Source organism: Clostridium paridis (genome assembly GCF_016765615.1).
In the GTDB taxonomy this organism is placed as follows: domain Bacteria; phylum Bacillota; class Clostridia; order Clostridiales; family Clostridiaceae; genus Clostridium_T; species Clostridium_T paridis.
In genome coordinates, this window is the sequence record NZ_JAESWA010000010.1 from 55,297 (window position 1) to 80,028 (window position 24,732).

Here is a 24,732-nt window from a genome sequence, read left to right on the forward strand (position 1 = left end):
GGGGGCATTATATATGTGTGGAGAGTGTGAAAAAAACGTATTAAGATTTGAAACGACAGCAGTACATGGAGATAAAGGATTTGATCCACTAACAGGGTCAATAAGTTTTCCAATTTATCAAACAGCTACCTTTAAACATGGTGGTTTAAATGAAAGTACTGGATATGATTACTCTAGGCTTCAGAATCCAACGAGAGAAGAAGTAGAGAGTACGGTTGCTAAGTTAGAAGGAGCTAAATGGGGCATAGGTTTTTCTACAGGGGTAGCAGCCATAACTGCAATAATTAATTTGTTTAAGGCAGGAGATCATATTATAGTTTCAGATGATTTATATGGAGGTACCTTTAGGCTATTTAGAGATATTTATGAACCATTTGGAATTCAACATACATTTGTTGATACTACAGATCTAAAGGATGTAATAAATAATATAAAAGAAAATACTAAAGCAATTTTTATTGAAACTCCATCAAATCCTATGATGAAGGTTGCTGATATAAAAGCTATAGTTGAAATAGCAAAAGAAAAGGGACTTAAGGTAATAGTAGATAATACGTTTTTAACGCCATATTTCCAAAAACCATTAAGCTTAGGTGCTGATATTGTAGTTCATAGTGGAACTAAATTTTTAGGAGGACACAATGATACATTAGCAGGCTTCATAGCTACTAATGATGAGGAGATAGATGAGAAACTAAGATTTTATCATAAATCTACAGGTGCAACATTATCACCATTTGATTCATGGCTTTTATTAAGAGGTATTAAGACTCTTCATATAAGAATGGAGAAAAGCCAGGAAAATGCTATAAAAATCGCAGAATTCTTAAAGAAGCATCCAAAGATAGAAGAGGTATTTTATGTGGGACTCCCAGAATCTAAAGGATATGAAATATCTAAAAAGCAAGCTACTGGTTTTGGGGCAATGATTTCATTTAAAGTTAAAAATGTTGAGGATGTGGCAAAGGTATTAAAAAAAGTTAAGGTTATAACTTTTGCTGAAAGCTTAGGGGGAGTAGAAAGCTTGATTACATATCCTCAAACTCAGACACATGCAGAGGTTCCAGATGAGATAAAAGAAAAGCTTGGGGTAACAAAAACACTTCTTAGACTTTCAGTTGGAATTGAGAATGTTAATGATTTAATTGAAGATTTAGAATATGCATTGGGGTGATATAAATGAGATTTGGAACAAAATTAATTCATAATGGCAACGAAATAGATGAAGAAACTGGGGCATTAAGTATACCAATATATCAAGCATCAACTTACCATCAAAGAGATATCGACAACTTTGGGAAATATGATTATTCAAGAAGTGGAAATCCTACAAGAGAAGCTTTAGAAAACACTATAGCACAGCTTGAAAATGGATATAGAGGATTTGCCTTTTCATCTGGAATGGCAGCTACTTCATCAGTTTTATCAATATTCTCAGCAGGAGATCACATAGTAATTTGTGAAGATGTTTATGGGGGGACTTATAGAATAACTACAAAAGTATTAAGCAGATTCAATATAGAATTTACTTTTGTAGATGCTTCTAATGTAGATAATATAAGAAAGGCAATTAAAGACAACACAAAAGCAATATTTTTAGAAACGCCTTCTAATCCATTGTTAAAGATAACTGATTTAAAGGGAGCTATATCTATAGCAAAAGAAAAGGACATACTTGTTATAGTAGATAATACTTTTATGTCACCATATCTTCAAAAACCTTTAGACTTAGGAGCAGATATTGTGGTACATAGTGCAACTAAGTTTATAGGCGGGCATAGTGATGTAGTTGGTGGTTTAGCAGTAGCAAAAAATAAGGAGTTAGCAGATAGAATATATGCAATTCAAAATTCTTTCGGGGCTATATTAGGACCACAAGATTGCTGGCTATTACTTAGAGGAATTAAAACTTTAAAGATAAGATTAGATGTTCATCAAGAAACAGCTGGTAAATTAGCTAAGTGGTTAAGGGAAAAGGAACAAGTTGAAGAGGTTTATTATCCAGGAATAGAAGGACATCCAGGAAGAGAAATACACTTTTCTCAAGCATCAGGAGCAGGGGCAGTGCTTTCTTTTAAGTTTAAGACTTTAGAACAAACAAAATATTTCTTAAATAATATTGAAAATGCAGCTTTTGCAGTATCATTAGGAGGAGTAGAAACTATAGTTTCATATCCAGCTAAGATGTCTCATGCAGCAATTCCAAGAGAAGAAAGAGAAGCACTTGGAGTAAGCGATACATTAATTAGAGTATCAGTCGGACTTGAAGAATTTGAAGATTTAGTTGAAAGTTTTAGTAAAGCTATAATATAATCTAAGTTATGATAAAATACTAAAAACAGAGATTCAATAAAATTTGAGTCTCTGTTTTTAGGCTTATTATAGATCAAACATATGAAGGAGAATATATATGGAGCAAACAAATAATGCAGTATATAAGAGACGATGGACGATATTATTTACTACAGTGCTACTAACTTTTATGTCAACGTTAGATAGTAGTATTGTAAATGTTGCATTGCCAGTTATGGCTAAAAAATTATCAGTTAGTATGGCATCAATTGGATGGGTTGTATCAAGTTATTTAATAATTATTGTAGGAACTATTTTAATATTTGGAAGGCTTGGAGACATCAAAGGTAAAACTAAGATGTTTAAAATAGGAATAGTGATTTTTACCGCTGGATCATTACTATGTGGTTTAGCTAATTCTTTAGTGATGCTTGTAATAGCGAGAGTTATTCAAGCAATAGGAGCAGCAGGAACAATGGCAACAAATCAAGGAATAATTACTCACGTATTCCCTGCGAGTGAAAGAGGAAGAGCACTTGGACTTAATGGAACCTTTGTTGCATTAGGCTCTATGGCTGGTCCACCTTTAGGTGGATTTATAGTATCTGCATTTAGTTGGGAATATATATTTTTAATAAATGTTCCTATAGGAATAATAGCATTCATTATGGCAATGAATACTTTACCTAAGGCATCTGAAGTTGTTGATGAACCTTTAGACATTAAAGGAGCATTATTATTTGCGATTTCAATAATTTCATTATTTGGAGCATTAGTTCAAGGACAAGAAATTGGATATGATAATAAGTTCATAATAGGCGGATTTATTATAGCCTTAGTATCTTTTATTATTTTTATTTATGCAGAACGAAGAATATCTGTACCACTTTTACATATGGAACTCTTTAGTAATAAGTTGTTTTCATTAAGTGTGTTCTGTGCATTTATTTCTTTTGTAGCTATTGGCTCTTCTAATATAATACTTCCATTCTATTTACAGGATGTTATGAAGCTTACACCGTCATTTACAGGAATACTTATGATGGTATCGCCTATAATATTAGCTGTTGTAGCTCCGATGAGTGGATATTTATCAGATAAAATAGGATCTGAAGTACTAACTTTTATAGGCTTAATATTAACAAGTATAGGGTTATTCTTAATTGGAACCTTAAATCAATATTCAGCGGTAGCCTTATTAATAATGTTTATAGCTATTATGACCTTGGGAAATGGTATGTTCCAATCACCTAATAATTCATTGGTTATGTCCACAGTGCCTAAGCATAAACTAGGAATCGCAGGAAGTATAAATGCCCTAGTAAGAAATTTAGGTATGGTATTTGGAGTGTCCTTATCAACAACACTTTTATATAACAGAATGAGTGCAAAGATAGGATATCATGTTACTAGCTATGTAAATGGTAGAGATGATGTATTTATATATGGAATGAGATGGGTTTATTATTCAGCAGCAACTATATGTGTTTTGGGTGCAATACTTACGGCATATAGACTTTATGGTGCGAAGAAGAGAAAAGCAAATGAATAAAACATTGAGTTGGATTTTACATAATCCAACTCTTTTTCTATATAGGGTTGTTTTTCTAAAATAAAAGGAATATACTTATATTAGATACTTTTAAAAGTATCCGACAAAAGTTAAATTTATATTTAGGATGTGTGAGTGTGAATAAGTTATCAGGGAATCCAAAGATAATGAAAGAAGTTAATAGTGGGTTAATAAAACAAGTTTTAAAGGAAAAAACCACTGCAACACGAGCAGAAATTGTTAAATATACAGGAATAAGCACAACAACAGTAAGAACATTAATTGAAGAATTAATTATAGATAAAGAAATAGTTAGTGTAGGTTATGACGATTCAAGTGGTGGAAGAAGAGCTGAAAGATATGCTTTAAATTTAAGAAATAGGTTTTCACTATCTTTTTATATGGATGATAGAAATATTAATTATGCAACGTATAATCAATTGGGAGATATTGTAGAGAAGAAATCAATTAAAGCAGAAGGTAAATCTATATACGAGTTTATAGAAGATATGTTTAAAGTATATAAAATTAAGGCAATAGGAATAGGGGTATCTGGCGTAGTTAATAAGGGAAACTTTTTTTCTGGGAGAAATCTTAACAATTGGAGTAAATCAAATGTTGGGGAATATCTTTCGGAAAAATATAACATACCAGTTATACTTGAAAATGACTTAAATGCTATAGCCCTAGGCTTTAGTATGAATTACATAAAAGAAATGAAGGAAGTAGATATTAATTCCCTAAATCTTGCATATATAAATTTCACAAAAATAGGGGTAGGAGCTGGAATAATAGCAAATGGAAAGCTTGTAAGAGGAGAAAATAATTTTGCAGGTGAACTAGGGTTTATACCAATAGGAACAGAGGGGCATCTAATAAAGGTATTAAATAATAATCCAGATGACAAAAGTTATGTAAAGATTATTGCTCAGGTTATAGCCACTGTAAATTGTATTATTAATCCTGCTTTTATTGTGGTAGGGGGAGATTCTCTTAGAAGAAATCTTATTGAAGATATAAAGGAAGAATGTAAAACCTATGTGCCCAATAATATAAACCCTAAGATAATAATGTCAGAGGATAGTAGTGATGATTATTTAGATGGAATAGCTTATTTAACTAATGAAGCTATGAATAGTGGTATTAAGCTTATTAAAAATGAGATTAAATAATATTTATGGAGAAAGTTTATGATTAAGTGGATTATTTTTGATGTAGATGGAACTTTAATAGAAACTGCCTTATCGAATCTTTTAGGCTTACAAGAAGTTATGAAAGATTTATATGGGAGAGAATACTCAAAAGAAGAGCTAAGATACTTAATGGGAATACCAGGAGATGAGGCATTAAGTAAACTTGGAGTAAAAGAAGAATTAATCAAAGACACTTGGAAACAGTGGAGTGATAATGTAAAGAAGTATGCAAAATTTAATTATATATTTGATGGAATAGAAGATACCCTTAGTAAACTAAGCGAAAGATATTTCTTAGGAATAGTAACATCTAAAACTAAAGCGCAATTAGTAGAAGACTTTGTGGATGCGGGTATACTAGAATATTTTAAAGTATTTATATGTAAGGATGATACAGAAAAACACAAACCCAATCCAGATCCATTATTAAAGTTAATGGAGAAAGCAAATATTCAAGGAGAAGAGGCAATTTATCTTGGGGATGCTTTGGTAGATTATGAAGCAGCTAGTGCTGCAAGAATGTTGTTTGGGCACTGTAGATATGCAGAGAAAACAGAGGATATTAAATGCGAACTTGTATTTAATAAACCAGAGGAAATAACTAATTACTTTCTAAGTTAGCTTATTGTAAGCGTATTAAGGCGTAATAGTATAGGACTAGCGTAACTTAAGAGCTTTTAATAATAAGGGGTGCTATATCAAGCTTTTGGTATAGCACTCTTTTTATTTTAAGATATAATTATTATAGAACTCTATACAAAAGGAGAATAAAATGAATATAACAATTATCACAGTTGGAAAATTAAAAGAAAAATATTTAAGAGATGCTATAGATGAATATGCAAAGAGATTATCTAGGTATTGTAAGCTTGAGATAATAGAACTTCAGGATGAGAAAACTCCTGATAATGCTTCTGAGAAGGAAGAAGAGGCAATTAAGGAAAAGGAAGGGCAAGCAATATTAAATAAAATTAAGGATAATATGTTTGTTATAGCTATGGACTTAGCTGGAAAGCAATTAAGCTCAGAAGAATTTTCAGATTACATAGAAAACCAAGGGGTAATGGGAAACTCAAACATTGCCTTTATAATAGGTGGAAGTCTAGGGATATCAAAAGCTGTTTTAAGTAGAGCTAATTATAAATTATGCTTCTCAAAAATGACATTTCCTCATCAATTATTTAGAGTTATGCTGCTAGAGCAGATTTATAGAGGATTTAGGATAATGAAGGGTGAACCGTACCATAAGTAAATGCGGGTTTTTACAAACTTTTTTTCACAAGCTTACGTATTATCAGTTTTTAATAGGTATATATTATTTCCTTATAGATTCATTGCTTAATCAGAAAAGCTTCGAGAGTTTATCGAAACTTAATCCTTCTTTATATTTTTTAAAATTTTATGAAACAATTAAGTGAGAATTATATAAACATGCCAATAGAGGACTCAGTTTCTTTAAAAAAATTATATCCTATACAGTTATATGAATCTAATGATCCCACCTTTATGTTTAGCTGCTATGCTGAACCATTGATGTTCATTTCTTATTCTCTTTAAATCCTCGGGATGTAGTATATAATGATGGAAAATAACCTAAGATGTGGAATGTTTATATTAGTTTTGAACATACTGGTTACGTTGGTAATCCATCAAAAAATAGTAGTAAAAGTAGAAAAATAAATGAAATATAAACAACATTAGACTCTATTAATATATAAAGTTATGTCACATTTGAATGAAATAAATCATATAATACACTATACCAAAGATTTAGGAGGATTAGTGGGATGTCTGATTTAGAAGAAAAAATAAACAAGGTGGAAATGAGTCTGCCAAAGGGAGAAGTAGTGTTTGTTCTTCCGGAAGATGTACCTGTAGATTATTCAGAGATTAAAAAGATTGAGAAGCAACAAAAAGGAGCTGATCTTGGTACCTCTAATGGAGTTCCAGCAACAATTTCCTTAGCTTCTGTAAGCGGAGATTTACTTCAAACTTATAGAACAACTGATGAATTCTCTCTATATATCAATTATGTATCTAGAACCATAGTCCTAAAGGCAGGACATTTACTTGCAAGGACCTATGACATGAATTTAAATGTAATAGATACTAAGATTGTATCAAAAGTAGTAGTGCCATTAAAGGATTTTATTGCTGCCAGATTTAACTTCTTATCCTTACCACCTCAAGACCCAGAAAATGCACCAATGCATGTAAATGAAATATGGGTTGCTGACAAAGCTATTGTTTATAACACAAGAAATGTGGCAGATATCACGTTTTTAGGGAATAAGGGAGTAAGTCTTGTTACTACAGAGGAAACTGCACTTTTTACAGTTTTGTATCAAAATGGCAAGATTACAGCGAAGAATGTCTGTACTTTTATGATTGTTTCTACAGAGCGTTTAACCACTTTCTTATATAACGCAATAGATGCTACTTTATAATAAATTAAAGATACGCCATGATAATACGGCGTATCTTTGTCATTCATATTCTTCACTAACTAAACTACTAATGAAATAAGAATAGGCAGATCTGTTAACGCCATCAAAATTATTAGTGAAGAAAGAAGAATGATTTAGGATGAAAAACATGAGAATAACTTATTATAAGTAATAAATTAGTGCTTGTATTTCTTAAATCTTATAAAAATAAAAATCTACGTTATACCCGTCACGGTGAACCGTATCATAAATAACGGAGAGATTTTTATGTGTTTCTATATACCGCGCAAAATGAAAGCCGTTCAATAAGTGAAAATTGTACTTGGGAAATTAGGATAAGATTAATGTACGCTTGTTTGAAGGGACTAAAGAATAATTATAAAAATAGCCAGTTAAGGATGAAAGAGTCATTTCTAACTGGCTATTTTTGCTTTCAGGGCATGAGGATGCCCTTATTACCTAGTATGGAGGCTTAAGGGACAATAACTATCCTTTTTCCATGCTCCTCCATGTTCCAAACTTTTTCAATATCTTTAAGGGGATACTTAACAATGTCCATGCTTAATTTACCTTGTTTTATCATATCCCATACAAGGTTGGTACCCTCAACAAGAGCCTCAGGTGGAGTCTGTGCACCCACCATTCCATAAATCTCAAGGCCTGAAGTTATTAAGCTTTGACCAGGGATTTGTGCGGTCCATCCTGCTAATCCTCCGATGAGAACGAAACGGGTTCTTTTACTTGGTGCACCGAGTGCAGTTGGAGTAAAGGAGTTTATTATTACTTCTGCCGGATGGCCCCAGAGATAATCAAGTATTACATCGTAGCCGTTTCCTGCTTCTTTTTTTAAGTCTTCCACTACCTTCTCATCTGGTTGGTTAAGGTTAATGAAGGCATCCGCGCCTAACTCCTTCAGCTTTTCTCCTGAGACCGGATTTCTTCCTGTTCCAATAACCCTTCCTGCTCCAAGATACTTTGCAATCTGTACTGCAAGCATACCTGAAACACTGGTAGCGCCGTTAATCAGCACAGTTTCACCCGGTTGAAGCTTTGCGACATATCTAAGAGGTCCAAGAGAACTTAATGCTGCAGATGGAATAACTGCTGCCTGCTCTGCAGTCACACCTTGTGGAATTAGAGTTGCGTAAGCCTTTGGTATCACTACCTTTTCCGCCATAGAACCATATGGAGGCTTTATGCCTCGAAAACTCACAAGCGTCCCATCTTCTAGAGAACCTATACCACCATGACCAACAACGGCTGGTAAGTTGGGATAGAATTGTTTGCTGGCAAAGTGATCACCTGCTGCAAGGGCTTTAAGTGCATAATCCAATATTACAGCCTCTACCTTAACTGTAACATCGCCGTCATTTAAAACAGGATCAGGGAAATCTTCGTACCTTGGAATATCTCCTAATTTGTTAATAACTGCTGCTTTCATATTAAACCTCCTCTTTTATTATGAATCCACTTGGATGTTTTAACTCATTTTTAAATCTTCATAATTCTTTCAATTGTGCTATAATAAAAATATCATAACAATAAACGGAGAGCTCTCCTCTTAATGATAACTGGAGATATCTCCTCTTGTCAATAGTCATTGAGAAATTTTCTAGCAGGAGGTGATAGAGTGAAAAGTGTAGAAGATATCAAAGTTAAGACTGAACGCCGCGATGCTGCGGAAAATCGTAAGCGAATATTGGAGGCGGCACAAAAACTTTTTGAGCAATATGGTGCTGAAAAGGTTAGTATGAATCAAATTGCCATTGAAGCACAAGTAGGTCCTGGGACCCTTTATCGCCGCTACAAAAATAAAAGTGAGCTATGTTTAGATTTGAAAAAAGATAATATTATACAATTCTTTGAGGAAGTTGAGAAATATTTGGTACAACACCATGCCGATCCTCCTGATCAGCGATTGAAAGAGGTTCTCAGATTATTTATCTGTTTTGGTGAAAAAAATCATCAACTGTTGACAGAAATTGAGGGTGGTGCAATGGGAAGTAGATCTAATGCCATAACGCAGACCCCACTATATAGTAAAATGCATAAAATAGTGGTCAAATTATTAAGTGAGATGACTGCAAGTGAACAGAATGAACCTAACAATATATTTAGGGCGGATATGTTGGTATATGCATTATTAAAAGGTGACTCCTATTTATTCCAAAAGGATGTGCGAGGTTATTCGCCAGAATCATTTTTGGAACAGCTTTGCTTGACATATTTTCCGGGGAGATAGCTACAGATTGATCACGAGACGAAGAAATAGGCTGATGTCACAGGGTTTCAAGTAAATATTGAAGTGTGTTTTATATTCCCTCGGACTGATAGTTTGAGGGAATTTTGTTATAGGGGGTATAACTATTACGCGTAACTAGCGTCAGTCGCTTTGGTTGTGTTAATAGATGCCCACAAAATGTTATACAAGCTGGTAAGAAGGCATCTGGGAAAAGAAAATATGTACATCCAGATTACAAAAATATTTATTATATTAATTTAAGAAGAGCTTAAGGCACTATTCTTCGTTGGATGGGAGCTTTTTCTCTTTGTTATCAATTTTTAAGTAAACTCCAAGAAATCTAATCTTTAAGGGCAGTATGAGAAATGCTAAGATGCAGAATCATCTAACAGCCCAAAACAGTTTGCAACTATTTCATGGAAGCAAACATATTAATTCCAGACATTATAAAAGGTAGTATATCCTCAGATAATTCGAGCTCATTAATGATTTTTCCTTGTCCATACCAGTGGCTAGTAGCACCATATAATGAATTACTAATCATTATGGATAGCAAATCTAACTTTTCTTGCTCAATGTGTTCAAAGCTAGTTGTATTAGCTATCATAAGAGAAATAAGTTCTTTAAGTTTTAGTTGTATCTCATTATCCATATAAGAAGAAATGGATTTATAAACTCTTTTGCAGTGATTATGTATATTCTCATGATAGTTGCACAAAGCGATTATTATTGTCTTTAGGGTATCCCTATTTAACTGCATATTAGATTGAAGTTTACTAGCTACACTTGATGTAAAAGCATCTGAGAGCAAATATTCTAGTAGATTATATTTATCATCAAAATGATCATAAAAGGTTGCTCTATTTACAACAGCCCTTTCGGATATATCTTTAACAGTTATTGCTTCAAATTTTTTTTCGCTTGCTAATGAAAGAAAAGCTTCTTGTATCAAAATACGAGTTCTTGCAGCTCTTGGATCAATTTTTTTAGGTTTAAGTGCCAGTTGCCATTCCTCCCAATTGAACATAATTCCATCATTTTTATTTCTTTGTTGGGTTACACAACAGAACTGAGATTTTGTTGGTTGAATTGTAATTTTAACTATATTATCATCATAACATACAGAAACTATTTCAACAACACGTGTTGTAAAAGTGGATATAGTATCACTTAAAATTATATATATTTCTTACTGTAATCCGCTTTCAATAAATATAAAATTTAGAAAAGGAGTTAGAATATGATGAAATCTTTATTTGATAAAACTAATATAGGAGAGATGCAATTAAAAAACAGATTTATTAGATCTGCAACTGGTGATCACTTGGTTAAAGACGGACATCCAACAGAAGAAATGATTATGACATATGAAAATTTAGCTAATGGAGGGGTAGGAACAATAATAACCGGCAATGCAAAGATAACTGACTATAAAGTTCCATTCTTTGATATGCTCAGTATACAGGATGATTCGTTTATTCCTAGGTTAAAGGTTCTTACAGATAAAGTACATGATTTTGGAACTAACATTATACTTCAACTTGTATATTTTGGTTCGTTAATTGGGGCAGAAGATGGTGAAATTTTAGGACCAAGCCCTGTACCACATCTTTTTTCCAATATCACACCTAAGGAGATGACAAGAGAAGATATTAAATCTATGCAAAAGGCATTTTCTGCTGCAGCACTAAGGGCTAAGAAAGCTGGTTTTGATGGTATACAGCTGCATGCAGCTCATGGTTTTCTTTTAAGTCAGTTTTTAACTCCATACTATAATCGTAGAACAGATGAGTATGGCGGAACAATTGAAAATAGAGCAAGAATGCTGATAGAGACTTGCTTGGAAGTAAGAGAAATGGTAGGAGCAGAATATCCAATTCTCATAAAAATAAACAGTAGCGATGCTATTGAAGAGGGCATGACCTTTGAAGAATGCAAATATGTTTGCAAAAAATTAGAGGAAGTTGGAATAAATGCAGTGGAAATAAGCGGAAACTCTAACGCTTTCAAACCAAAACAAGAATCCTACTTTAAGGATTATGCAGCAGAAATTGCAGCTGAGGTTGATATTCCAGTTATAGTAGTTGGGGGAAATAGAGAATATTCAGTTATGGACGCTATCTTAAATGAAACATCTATTGAGTATTTCTCCTTCTCAAGACCATTTATCGCAGAAAGTGATTTTATTAGACGTTGGGAAAAGGGAGATACAGGTAGGGTAAAGTGTGTTTCCTGTAACGGCTGCAATACTCCCGAAAGTATGGGAAGGTGCGTATTAGCAAGAAAAGATTACAGCATTTTGTAAGATGAGAAAAATAGGAGACGATGATAATGAAAATAACAATAGATATTTGGTCAGATTTTGGATGCCCTTTCTGCTATATAGGCAAAAAAAGAATTGAACAGGCATTAAACCAGTTTGAAGGGAAAGATAACGTGGAATTTAAGTTTCACAGCTTCCAACTGGACCCAAATGCTGATGCCAATATTAAGATTGACATTAAGAAATTAGCTGAGGAACGTGGTGTGACAGTTGAGAGACTGAAGGCATCTATGGCACATTTGGTTGAAAAGGCTAAAGAGGTAGGACTGGATTTGAAATATGATACTATGATTAATGCGAATACCCTCGATGCTCACCGCTTAGTCCATTATGCATCCAAAGATGGAAAAGCAGCTGAGATGGTGGAGAGTCTGCTAAGGGCTTGCCTATCGGATTCGTTGAATATATCTGATAGAAATGTACTTGTTTCTTTAGCTGGTGAAGTTGGGCTTAATAAAACAGAGACAATGGCAATGCTACAATCAGAGGCATACATTGATCAGGTGGTTGCAGACATAGAATTGGGGCAACAGCTGAACATTACAGGAGTGCCATTTTTTGTATTCAATAATAAGTATGCTGTCTCTGGTGCTCAATCTGAACATGTATTTTTAAAAGTATTGAACACAATTTTGGAGGAAGACCAAGAAACACTGAAACTACAAGTCTTAAGTCAATCGAAGAGTGAGGACAACTGTGCAGGAGGCTCGTGCAGCATATAATTTGAAAATTACTTAATAAGTTGTGCATTATTTAGGATAAAAATAGAATGCATTTGATATATAGATATTGTTTGAAAAACCTTCGTTATACCAGTTACGGTTAACCGTATCATAAGTAAGGGAGGTTTTTAATGTATTTCCATATAGAGCTCACGTTGAGAGTGTTGTTTTGATTTCACAGCATTGCTAAGAATATAGTAAAGCGGCAAGATCAGCTATATAATTGACTTTGCCACTTTTTTCGTTGCATGGAAACATCCCGACTGGTAGGAAGTTTTGCTGATTTGGAGTTCAGTAGTAATCGGAAATATATCAACAGTAAAGTTTGTGCATTTTAGTAGCTCGCAGGAATATGGTCATCATTTTTTAGAATAGGTTGTTATCCCATTTTTATATAGGTTATCTACTAACTTGCACAATTCTTCTGACGATAAATCCTTTTCTTGTCGTATCCAAAGGCGAAATAAGGAAAGGGATGTTGATATGTAAAACTCAATCAAGTATGGCGTTAAGGAATTATATTCTGGAAAGTTTAATCCCAATCCATCAAAGGGAATTTCTTTTTTCAAGCGTTCTAAGAAACGAATACTTCCATAATCGCTCAAAAGGGCTTTGAGAGCTAAGATATGCTCGCTATTTTCCAAACAATGAAACGCATTTTCGATAGGATGCGTAGATGCTTTCTCATTCGTTAATTCTCTTTTCATGTAGTTCAATAAATCATTTTCAACAAAGTCTAACAATTCGTAAATATCAGCGAAGTACTGATAAAATGTGCTACGGTTATACCCCGCCTTGTTGGTAATATCCTTAACCGAGATTTTTTCAATGGGCTTTTGACTATATAATTCACAAAAAACATCTATAAACGTTTGTCTAGTTTTTTCTGTAATTTCGGGTTGTTTTTTCATTTTATCCTCCTTAGTGGGCAAAAATATCATCCAACAAATAATAAAAAACTGATGGTTGATAAAGCCATAATAAAGATTTACAATCCTATTATACAACGCGTTGTCTTATAGTCAATAGAGGATATTATCAATAAGTAGGAGTGGTTTTTATGTCAGTAAAACAAAATAGAATTTTAATTTTTGGTGCAGGTGTTATAGGGAGCATATACGCAATGAAATTCATTGAAGCTGGGCTTGACGTTACTATGTTTGCACGTTCTAATAGATTTAAAACATTGAAAGAAAATGGGCTACAATATAATGAAAAAGGTACGGTTAAATCTATAAAAGTTAATGTCATTGATAAGCTTGAAAATGATGATGTATATGACTTTATTTTCGTTACAGTCCGTTACGATCAATCCGAATCAGCGTTGTTAGCACTGAAAGACAATCAAAGCAAAAATATAGTTACGATGACAAACAGTTCAATTGGATTTTCGACCTGGCAAGATATTGTTGGAGATAGACTGTTACCAGGTTTTCCTAGTGTTGGCGGACAGATTAAAGATGGAATATTGTATGCTAGAATTCCACCAAAGGGTTTAATAGCTACTATGTTTGGAGAAATAAGTGGTTTAGAGACAGATCGTGTAAAAAATCTGGCAAAATTATTTAAAGCAGCAAAATTTCCCTATGCAATTAATAAGGATATGAAAGCGTATTTAATAACACATTCAGTATCGGACATCGCACTTTTAGGCAGTTTATATTTTGAAAATAGGATAAGTGATGAAAAAACAGCAAGAACCAGAAAGACGGCACAAAAAATAACAAGCACTTTAAAAGCGTATTTAAGGGCAATACAAAAAGCTGGAGTATCTATTAATCCATCTGCATTTAAAATTGTGCTTAAATTTCCAAATTTGATTCTGGAATTTTTCTTTATGATGTGGCTACGGACTAAAATGGTGAAGGATATGATGCTACCGGATTATGCGAATAATGCAAACAACGAAGTTGTGAAACTTAATAACGATTTATTGAAGTTTTTAAGTCAAAAAGGTATCACACCATAAGAAAGAAAAAATGCAAAGAAAGACAGGAATAATAGATAACATACTTATTTTAAAATTATCAACAGGTTTCTTAAGATAAGAAATCAGGATGTCTTTTGTTGGCTTTACAACTACAAGATTTGATGTCCAATAAACAATAGCTAAATCATCACTTGACCACATAGTCAATATATGGTACATTACAATTATAAGTGACCATGTGGTCAAGGAGGGATAATATGTCTTTATATTTTAAAGAGTCAGGGAATAAACAGGGGGAAATTATTATTTTTATTCATGGTGGAGGAATAAGTGGTTGGATGTGGGAAAAGCAATTAGAGCATTTCAAGGACTATTATTGCATTGTTCCTGATTTGCCAGAGCATGGAAAAACAATAAATAGTGGAGAAATATCTATAAAAAATAGTGCTAAGCTAATTGTTGAGCTTGTTGAAAAAATTGCTAAAGGTAAAAAAGTAAATGTTGTTGGACATTCTTTGGGGGCAAAAATTGTTATAGAATTATTAAATAGTAGACCAGAAATTATTGATCATGCAGTTATTGCTAGTGCATTATGCAGGCCGATACCGTTTATGAAGCTTACACATAAACCTGTAATTTATAAACTTACAGTAGAAATGCTTAAAGTAAATTGGATATTGAATTTTCAAGTTAAACAATTTAAATTTCCTCCGGATATTAATTCAGATTACCTAAAAAAAGATTTTCAAGATATGACTCCTGAGACGCTGTTTAGAATTTATGATGAAATATATAAACATTTGAATATTCCTAGGGAATTAGAAAATATATATGTTCCTACCTTGGTGGTTGCAGGCGGAAAGGAACCCAAAGCAATGAAGCAATCTGTCACTGATATAATAAATATTCTTCCTAATGCTAAGGGTATAATTATAAAAAATGGATTACATACTTATCCTTGGGTTATGTTTGATAGTTTTAATGAGATTATAAGAGCCTGGTTAAACAATAGAAGTATTAAAAATGAGCAGTTTTTTGAATTATAAATGAATGATATTATTATAACTTTGAGGTGATGGTTTGTATAAAAATTTTGATAAATTAAATGATGATAAAAAGAATAAAATAATACAAGCAGCCATAAGGGAATTTGCTGATAAAGGATATATGGCGGCTTCTACAAATAATATTGTTAAAGAGGCTGATATATCAAAAGGTGCATTATTCAATTACTTTGATAACAAGAAGAACTTGTATCTTTATGTTACAGATTATGCCATAGAATACTATTTAAATTATATGATGGATAAAATAAAAATTAATAACCCTGATATTTTTCAGCGTATTTTAGAATGGCAAGAATTAAAAATTTCTATTTCTACAGAAAATCCAATTGTGTATAAATTCTTTGCATCTGTATTTATAAATACACCAGAGGAATTAAAAAGTGATATTGATGAGCGTTATAAAAGATTAAAGGAGTATTCAGAAAAGTTAACCTTGAAAGATATAGATTTATCCTTATTTCGTGACGATATAGATAAACAAAAGGCACTTGAAATTATAGCTATGGCCCTTAACGGAATTTTAGAGAACTCTAACTTATTATATAAATCCTTAGATGATTATGGATATGATAACAGAAATCAATTTTATACTAAATTAAAGGAATACGTAGTAGTTTTAAGAAAGGTATTTTATAAGGAAGAATATAATTGAATAAACTCACTTTCTTGAAATTGTTAATAAAATATATAGTCCCTCAGAGTGGTTTAAAGGAATTTTAGAAGAAAAAATCTTAAAAATTACCTTTAGTTTTTGTTCTGAGGGACTTATCGGCGTGAAAAATTAATATAAAGTGAATAACTGTAAAAAAACTGCTTATATTTTTTGCTTAAGCTTTTCTGCTGTTGAAGGCGAGGCAGTATAAATCATTAGCTTCAGATCAGGGCAGTCAGGTATTTGCAAATTCACATGTTCAAACTCCAATTCGCCAATGAGAGGATCAATCCTTAACTTGCGGCAGTCGGTAACAGTTTTTACTTCATAGCGTGGCCACCATAATTTGAATAATTCACTTTCTTCTTTAAGCTTTTCAATCATTTCATTTAATCTGGCATCTTGAGGGAACATAGCACAATCAGATCTAAATCTGGCAATCATTATTTTAATTCGTTCTTCCCATTCTGATTTATTTTCTTTTTCCTGTGAATCAGTTAAATATTGATGCAATATATTAGGTTTTGGACTAATATTGGCAGAATAAGAAGGAAATCCAAATATAAATTCTGCTCCACGATTCCATAATAGTACATCCCAGTATTTATCCATAATATATGCAGGATGAGGTTCCAATGCAAAAATAGTTCTTTCTAACCCTGTACTAATTTTTGGCTGAGTTTTTATTTCATCCGCTTCATCTGATTTAGATAATAAAAAAAGGTATCGGCGTTCATCATCGGATAATCTTAACGCAGAAGCCAAACTTTCCAATACTTGACGGGAAGGATGCACATCTTTACCTTGCTCTATAGACGTGTACCAAGAAACACCCACATTGGCAAGCTGCGCTACTTCTTCGCGGCGAAGTCCTGGTGTACGGCGGCGCCCGTATGAGGGTAATCCAACCTGTTCAGGTGTAAGGCGCTCTCTGGTAGCTCTCAAAAATTCACCTAGGGATTGCTGTGATGTAATAATGTCTTTCATTTGTTTTTCTCCTTTCATTCGAAAAACTAGGTAATCCTCCGTTTCCCATGGAAAGATTATAGGTTAAAGTTCATTTAGTGCCTCAACATTCTCATATCCTACCACTCTCAATCGTAGGATAGCTACAATGTGGTTGAATAGTTTTAGTCCTGATATATTAGTAATATAGCATAAAATAACTGTTAGACGAAACTATCTAGATTGGAGTGAATTAATTTATGAAAATATTTGTAACTGGAGCAACAGGCAAAGTTGGAAGCCGTTTAGTACCATATTTACTTAAGCACGGGCATTCTGTTCGTATTCTTGTAAGAAATGCTGAGAAGGCACTTGTATTGAAAGAGCAAGGAGCAGAAGTAGTTGAAGGTGATCTTTTAAATAATGATAATCTTACTGAAATCATACGAGGTGTTGATGCAGTGATTCATACAGCTGCTCAATTCCGAGGAGGTATTAGTGATAAGGTAGCTACAGCAGTAAATTTACATGCAACTATTATACTAGCTAAAGCAGCTATAGAAGTAGGTGTTACAAGATTTGTATTTACAAGTACTGGTAATGTATATCGTGACATAAATGTAAATAGACCATGCAGAGAAGACGATATTCTTGTGCCATCTAAACTGATATATCCTAAAACAAAAATTGCTGCAGAAGAAGCTCTATTAAAATTGCATCGTGAACAAGGACTAGATATTCGTATTATGAGATTAGCATTTGTTTATGGTGATGGTGATCCACATATTGAAGAAATTTTGCCGTACATGATTAACTGGAATCCGTTAAAGCAGCAATCGATGATACATCATGAAGATGTAAGTCAAGCACTACTGCTTGCTGCAACCACCCCAGATGTTGGCGGTCGTATATATAACGTTGCAGATGACAAGCCTATTACTATAGGCGAAATATATAAACTGCAAGGAGGACCAGAGCAAGTACCAACCGAAGATGGATGGCTTATGTCTAACATATGGGAATTGACAGCAGATTCAACCCGTATTAAAAATGAGTTGAATTTTAAACCCAAATATCCTTCTGTATATGCTGCTAAAGATAGGGGAGCTTTATAGTAATAGTGCCAGCCGCATGATAAGAGAAATACACACAATTATTCCTGAATATGTGGATAAGATTAAATGTTGCTGTGGACAAATTTTTACTGAATTTGTAAGAAATACATTGACAATGTAATTAAGAAGAGTATAATAACTACAAATGCAATGAAGAGGAAAGTAACTTTAAGAATACTTATACAGAGAGTTTCCATTGGTGAGAGGAAGCAAAGGATATTAAAGTGAAAATGGCCTTGGAGCAGTGTACCGAGATTTTTATTATAAGAATTAAGGCTGCAACGGATTCACACGTTATAGTGATAGAGTATAATCATATGATATATATGACGTACTTGATGAGGTGCATATTGTAAGGTATGCATGAAATAGGATGGTAACACGAAGTTTAGCTCTCGTTCCTAAGATTAATTTCTTGGGACGGGAGCTTTTTTATATTTAAAATTTATTATAAAAGAGGAGGATTTAGAAAATGAATATTTTTATTGGAGGAGCTTGGCCATATGCAAATGGTTCATTACATATAGGCCATATAGCTGCATTATTACCAGGAGATGTTATAGCAAGATATTATAGGGTGAAGGGAGATAAAGTATTATATGTTTCAGGGAGTGATTGTCATGGGACACCTATTTCAATAAGAGCAAAAAGAGAAGGTGTATTACCAAAGGACATAGCAGATAAGTATCATGCGGAATTTAAAAGGTGTTTTGAGAGGTTAAATTTTTCTTATGATTATTATGGTAGAACAGATGATGAATTTCATAAAAGAGAAGTACAAGAAGCTATAGTCTTGCTATACAATAAAGGATTAATTTACGAAAAGGAAGTAGAGCAAATTTACTGTCAGCATTGCAACCAATTTTTACCGGATAGATATGTTGAAGGAGTATGTCCCAAATGTCATTCAATTGCAAGAGGAGATCAATGTGATAATTGTGGAGCTTTACTAGAGCCATTAGAACTTTCAGATAGAAAATGCAAGTTATGCAATAGTACACCAATAGTAAAGAATACAAAACAGGTATACTTCTCTTTATCTAAATTTCAAAATACTATTAAAGAAAATTTAGATAAAACTCAAAGTAATTGGAGAGTTAATGCAGTAAATAATACAGAAAGATACCTAAGTGAAGGGTTATGTGATAGGGCTATATCAAGAGACTTATCATTAGGAATAGATATACCTATACAAGGATTTAGAGATAAAAAGGTTTATGTATGGATAGATGCTGTATTAGGATATCTTACAATGAGCAAAAAGTGGGCATTTTCATCCCAAAAATCATATGAAGATTTTTGGGATGAAAATGCTACTTCATATTATATACATGGTAAAGATAATATACCTTTTCATTCTATAATTTTACCGGCTTTAATAAATGGGATAGGATATAATAAGTTGCCTGATAGGATAATATCTAGTGAATATTTAACATTAGAGGGCAAGAAAATATCAACAAGTAATAACTGGGCCGTGTGGTTACCAGATATAATAGAACGTTACAACTCAGATGCGTTAAGATACTTTTTCATAATAAATGCACCAGAAAAAAGAGATACTGATTTTTCTTGGAGGGAATTTGTGAATAGCAATAACGGTGAATTATTAGGGGCATATGGCAATTTAGTTAATAGAACTTTAGTTTTTGCTAAAAAATATTTTGACAGTAAAATTCCTAATGGTAAGGTATCTATTAATATAAAAGAAGAAATAGACAATTTATATGAGGTAATAGGAAATCTTATTGAGCAAGGAAATTTAAAAGTCGCACTTGAGAAAATCTTTGAATTTATAAGAAGTATAAATAAATATTTTGATGAAAATGCACCATGGATTACAGTAAAAGATAATTTTGAGGCTTGCAGTAATACAATATATAATTGCATTTATTCAATAGCAAATTTAGCAAACCTATTATCACCTTTTTTACCTGAGTCTTCAGGAAAGATAAAAGCATGGCTAGCTATTAGCGGAAATAGATGGGAAAATATTGAGCCTAAGTATGGAGTTTCAATTGATGAAGTTACAATATTATTTGAAAGACTTGATAAGAAGATAATAGAAAAAGAGGAATATAGTTTGGTGAACAGCAGTAAGTAAATATATATTTCCTATATGGTATAATATTGGTTATATGGGTAAATGAGGTTTTGGTATACCTATTAGTATAGATATAGGATATTTCAGCTTAACTAAGGATACTTTCGATATTAATGTTTATAAGAGTATTAATATATAATTTTGTTGAAAAAGTCAGTAAACTGGGCTTGAATATAAATTGGCGCTAAATAAAAAAAGAGCAACTATAAATGTTAGTAGTACTAGTAAAAATAATTCTGCTTGATGTAGTAACATTAAAGCATTGTTACTGATATGGAGAACCGCATCATAAAAAAATGGATATTTTTGCTAAATTTATAAAATGAATTAACGATGTAATTAAGAATAGTATAATCATATCATATATGAAGTACTTGATTAGGCGCATATTGTAAGGTATGCATGAAATAGGATGGTAGCATGGAGTTTAGCTCTCGTTCCTAAGATTAATTTCTTAGGACGGGAGTTTTTTTGTCCTAATTAAAACCACTTGCTATGCAAGTGTGTTCGGAAAAGCTTTAGCGGTGAGAAGGCAAAAAAACCTCCTTTTGTTAAAATAGAATTAAGGTTCGCAGCCAAATTCAAAAACAAAAGGAGGCATCCAAATGGATAATAACAGTTTAGCACACACCAAATGGAAGTGTAAATATCATATAGTCTTCGCACCGAAGTATAGAAGAAAAGAGATTTATGGGGAAATGAAGACTGAAATAGGAAAAATATTAAGGCAGTTGTGTGATTGGAAAGGTGTAAGAATAATTGAAGCGCATGCATGTATAGATCACATACATATGTTGGTAGAAATTCCACCTAAAATGAGTGTATCTGGTTTTGTTGGATTTTTAAAAGGAAAAAGTAGCTTGATGATTTTTGAAAGATATTCAAACCTAAGATATAAGTATGGAAATAGGCATTTTTGGTGCAGGGTTTTTTATGTTGATACAGTAGGAAAAAATAAAAAGGCAATAGAAGAATATATACGGAATCAAGAAAGAGAAGATATGTTAGCAGATCAAATTAGTATGAAAGAATATATGGACCCTTTTAAGGGTAGCAAGTAAAGCAATATGCGGCTGCGAATCTTTTACAGGTGCCTTAAGGCACAACGCAAGTAATATGCCCTTATAGGGCTAAGGCAAAACCACCAGCTAAGCTGGTGGATTTTTATTATATTTAAATTTTATTAGTAATGAGGAGGATTTAGAAAATGAATATTTTTATTGGAGGTGCTTGGCTATATGCTAATGGTTCATTGCATATTGGTCATATAGCTACTTACTACCAGAAGATGTATTGGCAAGATATTATAGGGTGAAGGGAAATAATGTACTATATGTCTAAGGGAGTGATTGTTATGGGACTATCAATAAGAGCAAAGAGAGAAGGAGTATCACCAAAGGATATAGCAGATAAATATCATGCAGAATTTAAAAAGTGTTTTGAAAGGTTAAATTTTTCTTATAATTATTATGGTAGAACAGATGATGAATTTCATAAGAGAGAAGTGCAAGAAGCTATAGTCTTACTATACAATAAAAAGTTAATTTATGAAAAGGAAGGAGAGCAAATATATTGTTAATGTTGTAACTAATTTTTGCCTAATAGGTGTGTTGAAGGAGTGTGTCCAAAATGTAATTCAATTGCAAGAGGAGACCAATGTGACAATTGTGGAACTTTACTAGAGCCATTAGAACCTTCAGAAAGAAAGTGTAAGTTATGCAATAGTACACCAATAGTAAAGTATACAAAACAGTTATACTTCTTTTTATCTAAATCCCAAAACACAATTAAAGAGAGCCTAAGCAAAACTCAAAGTAATTGGAGAGTTAATGCAGTAAATAATACAGAAAGATACGTAAATGAAGGTTTATATGTGGATAGATGCTGTGTCAGGATATCTTACAATGAGCAAAAATAGGCATTATAAAATAAAAAATCATATGAAGAGCTTTGGGATGAAAAGACTATTTCATATTATATACATGGTAAGGATAATATACATTTCTATTCTATAATTTTACCGGCTTTAATAAGCGGGATAGGATATAATAGAACGTTACAATTCAGATGCGTTAAGAGACTTTTTTTTTATGTATTAAGATTAGTGTAAATTAGACGATAATATAAATTGATGTTAAAGTTTGCTAGTATAAATGGATTGTAGTGAAAAAAACAATGTTAAAATAGATTAAGTTGTTTTATAGACAAATATATACAAATTTAAGAAACTGGCATACACCACTATTTGAAATAGTATTATAGGTTTAGGATAGGCTTGGATTATTATAAGAAATATTGCATGTAGAACCAATGTGTGTGTAGAAGAAAAATTTGAATTCTATGAGGTGTGATTTAATTGAAACAGTTAGAATATCCATTTGATAGTTCGTATATATTGAAGAAAAAAAAGGCTATTAAAAGAGAACTGTTAAAAAATGAGGATTTTATTGAAAAAAGAATTGCTCTATTAAGTGGTTCCACTATAGGAGACATTAAAAACATTATTGAATTATTTTTACTTAATCATGGGATTAAGCCAATTTTCTATGAAGGTTCATATTCCAGATTTTATGAGGATGTAATGTATGATGATGGGGTTTTAAAAGAGTTTAATCCTGATATTATATATATTGTAACTTCAAACAGGAATATTAACTTATATCCTGACATCAATGATACAGATTCACAGATTAATCAAAAGCTTGAGGATACCTTTGGTAAGTTTGAAGCAGTTTGGCAGAAAGTCTCCCAAGACTTTAATTGCACAATTATTCAGAATAACTTTGAATTGCCGTTTTTTAGAGTGCTTGGTAATAAGGATGCAGTATTGCTGAGTGGCAGAGTTAATTTTATCACTAGGTTAAATATGAAGTTTAGTGAATATGCTAGGAACAATAGGGACTTTTACATAAATGATATCAATTATCTATCTTGTTGGTACGGTCTTGAGAGATGGTCTGATCCTTCATATTGGTATCTTTATAAATATGCCTTAAATATTGATGCAATACCACTTTTATGCCATAGTGTGGCGAATATAATTAAATCAGTATATGGAAAAAATAAAAAAAGTATTGTTGTTGATCTTGATAATACCTTGTGGGGTGGAGTTATTGGTGATATTGGAGAGGGTGAAATTGACCTTGGTAATGAAACTCCTACAGGGATGGCATTTATGGAGTTTCAAAATTATATTAAACAAGTAAGTCAACTTGGAATTTTGCTAAATGTAGCATCTAAGAATGAATACGATAACGCAATAAAAGGGCTTAATCATAATTTTAGTTTATTAAAGCCAGAAGATTTTATTTGTTTAAAAATAAATTGGAATGATAAAAATATCAGCATAGCAGAAATTGCTAGAGATCTGAATATTTTACCTAATAGTTTAGTCTTTATAGATGATAATCCTGCTGAAAGAGAGATTATCACTCAAAGTATCCCAGAGGTATCAGTACCTGAAATGACATCTCCAGAAAAATATTTAGATGTTCTCGATAAATCAGGATTTTTTGAAGTTACCAACCTCTCAGAGGATGATAGGATGAGAAATAATTTTTACAAAGGCAATACTAATCGTGATAAGTTAAAATATAACTTTACGAATTATGAAGAATATCTTAAATCGTTAGAAATGGTTTGTGAAGTTGGCAGGTTTAGCCCTAGTAATATTGAACGTATTACACAGTTATTTAATAAGACAAACCAATTCAATCTAACAACAAGAAGATATACGAACTTAGAGATTGTCGATATTATGAATGGGATAAATTATGTATGCATATATGCGAGGTTAAAAGATAAGTTTGGAGATAATGGGATAGCATCTTGCCTCATAGCAAAGATAGATGGAGATACAATAGAAATAGAATCATGGGTTATGAGTTGCAGAGTATTTAAACGAAATCTTGAGTATGTGGTGTTTGATCGCCTTGTTGAAGAGGCTAATAAACTAAATATTTCTAGAATATTGGGATTTTATTTTAAAAGTGCTAAAAACTCTATGGTAAAAGATTTTTATGGAACCTTGGGCTTTGAAGAGTGTTATAAAGATGAAGAAAAGAGCGTTTGGAATTTTGGAGTATCGCCAAATTACTCTTCAAAAAACAATGTTATTAAAATAAGTAATAATGAAGAATGAGGTGTGT

Annotated in this window: 21 protein-coding genes, 1 pseudogene and 1 other annotated feature; of the genes and pseudogenes, 18 read left to right on the forward strand and 4 right to left on the reverse strand. The window is 32.4% G+C overall.

Annotation, left to right across the window (positions count from 1 at the left end):
• Positions 1-13: 13 nt before the first annotated feature.
• From JK634_RS01820 to JK634_RS01850, 7 genes are all read left to right on the forward strand, one after another.
• Entirely contained in the window at positions 14-1,174 is a 1,161-nt protein-coding gene (locus tag JK634_RS01820) for a trans-sulfuration enzyme family protein (protein WP_202765920.1), read from the forward strand.
• Between the two features lie 5 nt (positions 1,175-1,179).
• Positions 1,180-2,313, forward strand: coding sequence for a trans-sulfuration enzyme family protein (locus JK634_RS01825; protein ID WP_202765921.1), 1,134 nt, complete (start codon positions 1,180-1,182; stop codon positions 2,311-2,313).
• A 97-nt stretch (positions 2,314-2,410) separates the two neighbouring features.
• Entirely contained in the window at positions 2,411-3,844 is a 1,434-nt protein-coding gene (locus JK634_RS01830) for an MFS transporter (RefSeq protein WP_202765922.1), read from the forward strand.
• Between the two features lie 137 nt (positions 3,845-3,981).
• Positions 3,982-5,016, forward strand: coding sequence for an ROK family protein (locus tag JK634_RS20375; RefSeq protein WP_202765923.1), 1,035 nt, complete (start codon positions 3,982-3,984; stop codon positions 5,014-5,016).
• An 18-nt stretch (positions 5,017-5,034) separates the two neighbouring features.
• Positions 5,035-5,658 (forward strand): HAD family hydrolase, encoded by a 624-nt coding sequence (locus JK634_RS01840; RefSeq protein WP_202765924.1) that lies wholly within the window; start codon positions 5,035-5,037, stop codon positions 5,656-5,658.
• A 151-nt stretch (positions 5,659-5,809) separates the two neighbouring features.
• Positions 5,810-6,289 carry a 23S rRNA (pseudouridine(1915)-N(3))-methyltransferase RlmH gene (gene rlmH / locus JK634_RS01845; RefSeq protein WP_202765925.1) on the forward strand — a complete coding sequence of 160 codons (480 nt, stop codon included), beginning with the start codon at positions 5,810-5,812 and terminating at the stop codon, positions 6,287-6,289.
• A 535-nt stretch (positions 6,290-6,824) separates the two neighbouring features.
• Positions 6,825-7,484 (forward strand): hypothetical protein, encoded by a 660-nt coding sequence (locus JK634_RS01850; RefSeq protein WP_202765926.1) that lies wholly within the window; start codon positions 6,825-6,827, stop codon positions 7,482-7,484.
• Between the two features lie 472 nt (positions 7,485-7,956).
• On the opposite strand, the gene JK634_RS01855 is transcribed toward JK634_RS01850, so the two are convergent.
• The gene (locus JK634_RS01855; protein ID WP_202765927.1) at positions 7,957-8,925 is read right to left on the reverse strand and encodes a quinone oxidoreductase family protein; all 969 of its coding nucleotides are present in this window, start codon (positions 8,923-8,925) and stop codon (positions 7,957-7,959) included.
• A gap of 189 nt (positions 8,926-9,114) precedes the next feature.
• Between JK634_RS01855 and JK634_RS01860 the strand changes: the two genes are divergently transcribed.
• Positions 9,115-9,726: a TetR family transcriptional regulator gene (locus tag JK634_RS01860; RefSeq protein ID WP_202765928.1), complete on the forward strand. Its 612-nt coding sequence runs from the start codon at positions 9,115-9,117 to the stop codon at positions 9,724-9,726.
• A 409-nt stretch (positions 9,727-10,135) separates the two neighbouring features.
• On the opposite strand, the gene JK634_RS01865 is transcribed toward JK634_RS01860, so the two are convergent.
• A complete protein-coding gene (locus JK634_RS01865) occupies positions 10,136-10,753 on the reverse strand; it encodes a TetR/AcrR family transcriptional regulator (RefSeq protein ID WP_202765929.1) in 618 nt (205 codons plus the stop codon).
• A gap of 216 nt (positions 10,754-10,969) precedes the next feature.
• On the opposite strand from JK634_RS01865, the gene JK634_RS01870 reads away from it, so the two are divergent.
• Positions 10,970-12,031 carry an NADH:flavin oxidoreductase gene (locus JK634_RS01870; RefSeq protein ID WP_202765993.1) on the forward strand — a complete coding sequence of 354 codons (1,062 nt, stop codon included), beginning with the start codon at positions 10,970-10,972 and terminating at the stop codon, positions 12,029-12,031.
• 26 nt (positions 12,032-12,057) lie between these two features.
• Positions 12,058-12,771 (forward strand): DsbA family oxidoreductase, encoded by a 714-nt coding sequence (locus JK634_RS01875; protein WP_202765930.1) that lies wholly within the window; start codon positions 12,058-12,060, stop codon positions 12,769-12,771.
• A gap of 359 nt (positions 12,772-13,130) precedes the next feature.
• Here the strand turns inward: JK634_RS01875 and JK634_RS01880 are convergent, their stop codons facing one another.
• Entirely contained in the window at positions 13,131-13,682 is a 552-nt protein-coding gene (locus JK634_RS01880; RefSeq protein ID WP_238884092.1) for a TetR/AcrR family transcriptional regulator, read from the reverse strand.
• A gap of 149 nt (positions 13,683-13,831) precedes the next feature.
• Between JK634_RS01880 and JK634_RS01885 the strand changes: the two genes are divergently transcribed.
• The 3 genes from JK634_RS01885 (at position 13,832) to JK634_RS01895 (ending at position 16,420) form a co-directional block, all read left to right on the forward strand.
• The gene (locus JK634_RS01885) at positions 13,832-14,740 is read left to right on the forward strand and encodes a ketopantoate reductase family protein (RefSeq protein WP_202765931.1); all 909 of its coding nucleotides are present in this window, start codon (positions 13,832-13,834) and stop codon (positions 14,738-14,740) included.
• Between the two features lie 218 nt (positions 14,741-14,958).
• Positions 14,959-15,747 (forward strand): alpha/beta fold hydrolase, encoded by a 789-nt coding sequence (locus JK634_RS01890; RefSeq protein WP_202765932.1) that lies wholly within the window; start codon positions 14,959-14,961, stop codon positions 15,745-15,747.
• 34 nt (positions 15,748-15,781) lie between these two features.
• Positions 15,782-16,420: a TetR/AcrR family transcriptional regulator gene (locus JK634_RS01895; protein ID WP_202765933.1), complete on the forward strand. Its 639-nt coding sequence runs from the start codon at positions 15,782-15,784 to the stop codon at positions 16,418-16,420.
• Between the two features lie 162 nt (positions 16,421-16,582).
• Here the strand turns inward: JK634_RS01895 and JK634_RS01900 are convergent, their stop codons facing one another.
• Positions 16,583-17,407, reverse strand: a complete 825-nt coding sequence (locus tag JK634_RS01900) for a helix-turn-helix transcriptional regulator (RefSeq protein ID WP_202765934.1) — start codon at positions 17,405-17,407, stop codon at positions 16,583-16,585.
• Positions 17,408-17,625: 218 nt separating this feature from the next.
• Here JK634_RS01900 and JK634_RS01905 point away from each other — a divergent pair, with 218 nt between their 5' ends.
• From JK634_RS01905 to JK634_RS01925, 5 genes and pseudogenes are all read left to right on the forward strand, one after another.
• Positions 17,626-18,480 carry an NAD-dependent epimerase/dehydratase family protein gene (locus tag JK634_RS01905; RefSeq protein ID WP_202765935.1) on the forward strand — a complete coding sequence of 285 codons (855 nt, stop codon included), beginning with the start codon at positions 17,626-17,628 and terminating at the stop codon, positions 18,478-18,480.
• Positions 18,481-18,621: 141 nt separating this feature from the next.
• Positions 18,622-18,886 (forward strand) — a binding site (T-box leader).
• Between the two features lie 66 nt (positions 18,887-18,952).
• Positions 18,953-20,584, forward strand: coding sequence for a methionine--tRNA ligase (gene metG, locus JK634_RS01910; RefSeq protein ID WP_202765936.1), 1,632 nt, complete (start codon positions 18,953-18,955; stop codon positions 20,582-20,584).
• Positions 20,585-21,189: 605 nt separating this feature from the next.
• Positions 21,190-21,645 carry an IS200/IS605 family transposase gene (tnpA, locus tag JK634_RS01915; protein WP_202765937.1) on the forward strand — a complete coding sequence of 152 codons (456 nt, stop codon included), beginning with the start codon at positions 21,190-21,192 and terminating at the stop codon, positions 21,643-21,645.
• 293 nt (positions 21,646-21,938) lie between these two features.
• Positions 21,939-22,694: pseudogene (locus JK634_RS01920) on the forward strand (class I tRNA ligase family protein).
• Positions 22,695-22,940: 246 nt separating this feature from the next.
• Positions 22,941-24,725, forward strand: a complete 1,785-nt coding sequence (locus JK634_RS01925) for an HAD-IIIC family phosphatase (RefSeq protein ID WP_202765938.1) — start codon at positions 22,941-22,943, stop codon at positions 24,723-24,725.
• Positions 24,726-24,732: the final 7 nt, after the last annotated feature.